The sequence below is a fragment of the Massilia alkalitolerans DSM 17462 genome, from assembly GCF_000427785.1.
Classification (GTDB): domain Bacteria; phylum Pseudomonadota; class Gammaproteobacteria; order Burkholderiales; family Burkholderiaceae_D; genus Telluria; species Telluria alkalitolerans.
The window spans coordinates 1-3812 of sequence record NZ_ATYR01000070.1; the positions used below are offsets into that span (position 1 = coordinate 1).

The window sequence follows — 3812 nt, forward strand, 5'->3', positions numbered from 1 at the left end:
CGCCAACAGCGAGCCAATCAACATTGCGCTTAAACCCGCTGCCGGCGAGGCCAAGGGATTCGTTGTGGCCCGTAACCTGGGCGTGGTGGACGCGCTGGAAGTGTCGCTGTTCAAACTCAAGCCGCAGACCGCGTACAGCGTGTACGTCACCGGCCAGGCCGCGCCGGTGGCCAGTTTCAAGACGAATCCGATGGGGATGGCGAACGGCACTGCGATCGGACCGATGCGCGCCGTGAGCAACAGCCTCAACGACAAGGCCGCGACGGCGAGTCGCATCCTGGTGATGGAAGGGGACGTGGCCGTCGATCCACAAAAAGCCGTATTGAGTAGCGTGCAGTAAGCAAATCACGACAATACTGTGGCAGTATCGAGCTAGCCGATTTCACAATAATAACGGAGACCACTATGGCGAAGAACTCGTTGATATTGACGGCGGAGGCGTTGCGGCGCCGTTCCTTTATGAGGCAGGCCGGCACGCTCGGTGCCGCCGGCGTGTTCGGCAGTCCGGTATTGAGCGCGCTCGCGGCGGAGGCAGGCCACGTCACGCTGCCGTTTGAAAACGGCGAGCGCGAACTGGTCGTGTATCCTCAAAAGCGGCCGCTGATCCTGCTGACCGCCCGTCCGCCGCAGCTGGAAACTCCGTTCAGTGTGTTCAACGAATCGGTGATTACGCCGAACGATGCGTTTTTCGTCCGATATCACTGGAGCGGCATTCCCACCGCGATCGATGCGCAAACATACCGTCTCAAAGTCGGCGGCAATGTTAATACGCCGCTGGAGCTCTCGCTCGCCGACCTCAAGCAAATGGCTGACGCCACCGAACTGGTTGCCGTGAACCAGTGTTCCGGTAACAGCCGCGGCCACCTGTCGCCGCGCGCCAACGGCGGCCAGCTATCGAATGGTGCCATGGGCAACGCACGCTGGACTGGCGTGCCGCTACGCAAGGTGCTGGAAAAGGCCGGCGTCAAGGCCGGGTCGGTACAGGTCTCGTTCAACGGCCTTGACACGCCGCCCGTTGGCGACGGGCCCGATTTCATGAAGGCGCTCAATATCGACCATGCGCTCGACGGCGAAGTCATGCTGGCCTGGCAAATGAACGGTGCCGATCTGCCGATGTTGAATGGCTACCCACTGCGCCTGGTGGTGCCCGGCTACTACGGCACCTATTGGGTCAAGCATCTGTCCGACATTACCGTGACCGACAAGGTATTCGACGGATTTTGGATGAGCACGGCCTATCGCATCCCCGACAATCAGTGCGCCTGTACCGAGCCGGGAAAGGCGCCGACCAAGACCGTCCCGATCAATCGCCTCAACGTGCGCTCGTTCGTGACCAGCCTGACCGACGGCATGCACGTCAAGGTCGGGCGCCAGACGGTGGTGCGCGGGATTGCGTTCGACGGCGGCTACGGCGTGAATGAGGTGGCGTTTTCGTCCGACGGTGGCAAGAACTGGCAAGCCGCACAACTGGGCAAGGACCTGGGGCGCTACTCTTTTCGAGAGTGGAGCGCGGCGTTCACGCCGAAACAAAAAGGAAACCACGAACTGCTGGTTCGGGCGGGCAACCGGATCGGTCAAGGCCAACCCGCGAGCGCCCTGTGGAACCCTGCCGGCTACATGCGCAATGTGGTCGAATCGACGCGCGTCGTCGCGGTATAAGGGGAACCACATTGAAACATCCACTGATTTGCTCTCTGTTCACCATCAGTCTGATGGCTGCGGCCCCAGCTTTCGCCCTCGACATTCAGCTTCCGCCTGAAACTGCTGTCTTCAAACCCAGCGAGTTGCCGGGATATGCGCTGGCCCAGCGCAACTGCATGACATGTCACTCGGTCCATTACATCCAGTCGCAGCCCACGACATCGCCGCGCGGCTACTGGGATGCCACCGTGAGAAAGATGAAGAAACCGTTCGGTGCGCAATTCTCAGACGCGGATATCCCGGACATGGTCGATTACCTGGTCAAGACCTACGGTGCCGAACGCAGTAACGCAGTGCCGATTGCGAACGCGGCGATAAAGCCAGCTGCAGTTGCACCGAAGGCCGGCGCCACCGCAGCAATCGATACGAAAGCGTTGCTTGCCGCAAATGCTTGCATGGGATGTCATTCGATCGACAAAAAGGTCGTCGGGCCGGCATTCAAGGAAGTGGTGGCAAAGTACAAGGGCAAGGCAGACGCGGTATCACTGGTGGCGAGGAATATTCGAGCGGGCGGCGCTGGCAAATGGGGGCCTGTACCGATGCCAGCTTTCTCCCAACTGAGCGAGGGCGAAGCGATGGCCTTGGCGCATTATGTCCTGGCGCAATGAATTTGATGCCATCCCCTTCTTGTAGACGCCTTTACTGAGCATGCCCGCCGGGGACGTGCTTCGCGCCATGCCGTCGCTCGCCCCGGCACAGCCGGGGGCCGGCCGGTGCTGCTTTTCAACAACGGGCAAGCGGGCGCTGAGACAAATCAGGCCGGTTTGACCCGCTTACGCAACAGACTGCCGGCCGCGTTATCCTCGAACCGGCTGGCCTCCTCAATGTAGCCATGGACCGTGCCGTCGTGGCGCCAGCCTCCTTGCTTCTTGATGTCGCGGAAGTCGGCGCCGGCGCGGTGCGCGCTGGTGGCCATGCCACGCCGCAGACTGTGACTAGACAGGTCTAGCACGTAGTCGAGTTTGACCAGTGTCGCGCAATCCTCCAGGATCGTATTCACGCTGCCCACGCCCAGAGCGGCGCTGGCCACCGTCCCCCACTTGCTGATAGACCGAAACACCGGTCCGGCCATGATGTCGGCGGCGTCGAGCCAGGCGCGCAACGCCGCCGCCGGGCAGCAAGGGCCGTCGCTGTACGGGATCGCCTTGATGATCCCTTCGCCCAGTTGGTCAGTCTTCGAGCGCGGCAGCATGATCTCGATGCCCTCGGGTGTCCAGCCAATATGTCCGACCTCGATGGCGACCAGCTCGCTGCGCCGCAATCCGCCGAAAAAACCGATCTGCAAAAGTGCGTTGTCGCGCGTCGCCTTCAACGTGCCGGCGCTGACCAGCTGCACCACGATACGTTCCAGGTCCTCGATTGGAAGGGCCTTGGCCCTCTTCTTCGGGCGGCCGTGCGTGCGTGCGATCCCCGTCAGTGTCTTGCGCACGGTCGGTGTCGAAGCCGGATTGGGGAAGCCCTGGTGGACGTGCCACTGCGACAGTGCCGTCAGGCGCAACGCCAAGGTGCGGGGATTGAGGGTCGGCGCGTAGGTGAGCAGGTATCGGATGATCGCCGCTTCGTCGGCCGGCAACACGCCGCCCCACGTCAGGTAGTGGTTTACGGCGGACCGGTACGCCCGGCGCGTGTTGTCGGCCGTGGCGGCGGCCAGGACGGCGCGGTGCTGGGCTGCGAGCACGGCGTCCACAGCTGTAACGGCAGAGTGCAGCGCCGACGCTGGGTGTGCATCGTTATTTTCGGCGCCGTTGTCGGCGGGTTCGGGGGTGGCCATGGCTGTGTTGCTCGCGGTCGGGCTTGTAACGGGGGTTACGCAGGATAGCACGCTGCGGATCGGCATCGGTGTCGATAATCTACATTATCGAGCCTAATTATTCACTCATTTCGGATCGATTTTATATCGTAATATAACGTACCATTACGTATTACACCGNACGTTATCTTATCCAAGGAGCGATCATGGCCAGAGCCGGTATCCTGTACTCCCACGTCGCCAAGGCGGCCGCCCAGCTGACCGCCGCCGGCAAGAACGCCACCGTCGACACCGTGCGCGAGGCCTTGGGCGGCACCGGCAGCAAGAGCACGATCGCGCCAATGCTTAAACAATGGAAGGC

4 protein-coding genes and 1 pseudogene are annotated in these 3812 nt (G+C 61.8%); 4 read left to right on the top strand and 1 reads right to left on the bottom strand.

The window, feature by feature from the left end; genetic code table 11:
• The 3 genes and pseudogenes from YWC_RS33455 to sorB form a co-directional block, all read left to right on the top strand.
• Positions 1–340: pseudogene (locus tag YWC_RS33455) on the top strand (hypothetical protein); the annotation flags it as partial.
• 119 nt (positions 341–459) lie between these two features.
• Entirely contained in the window at positions 460–1659 is a 1200-nt protein-coding gene (sorA, locus tag YWC_RS0126815; protein WP_370660048.1) for a SorA family sulfite dehydrogenase catalytic subunit, read from the top strand.
• An 11-nt stretch (positions 1660–1670) separates the two neighbouring features.
• Complete coding sequence (gene sorB, locus YWC_RS0126820; protein WP_228892616.1) at positions 1671–2309, top strand: SorB family sulfite dehydrogenase c-type cytochrome subunit; 639 nt, start codon at positions 1671–1673, stop codon at positions 2307–2309.
• 146 nt (positions 2310–2455) lie between these two features.
• On the opposite strand, the gene YWC_RS0126825 is transcribed toward sorB, so the two are convergent.
• Entirely contained in the window at positions 2456–3472 is a 1017-nt protein-coding gene (locus YWC_RS0126825; protein ID WP_084416635.1) for a tyrosine-type recombinase/integrase, read from the bottom strand.
• Between the two features lie 185 nt (positions 3473–3657).
• Between YWC_RS0126825 and YWC_RS32530 the strand changes: the two genes are divergently transcribed.
• On the top strand, positions 3658–3812 hold a 155-nt coding region (locus tag YWC_RS32530; RefSeq protein WP_169728165.1), incomplete at its 3' end, for a DNA-binding protein.

Bases quoted from the DNA above. Each gene is read 5' to 3' on its own strand.
- sorA (WP_370660048.1), top strand. From the start codon at position 460: ATGAGGCAGGCCGGCACGCTCGGTGCCGCCGGCGTGTTCGGCAGTCCG.
- YWC_RS0126825 (WP_084416635.1), bottom strand. From the start codon at position 3,472: ATGGCCACCCCCGAACCCGCCGACAACGGCGCCGAAAATAACGATGCA.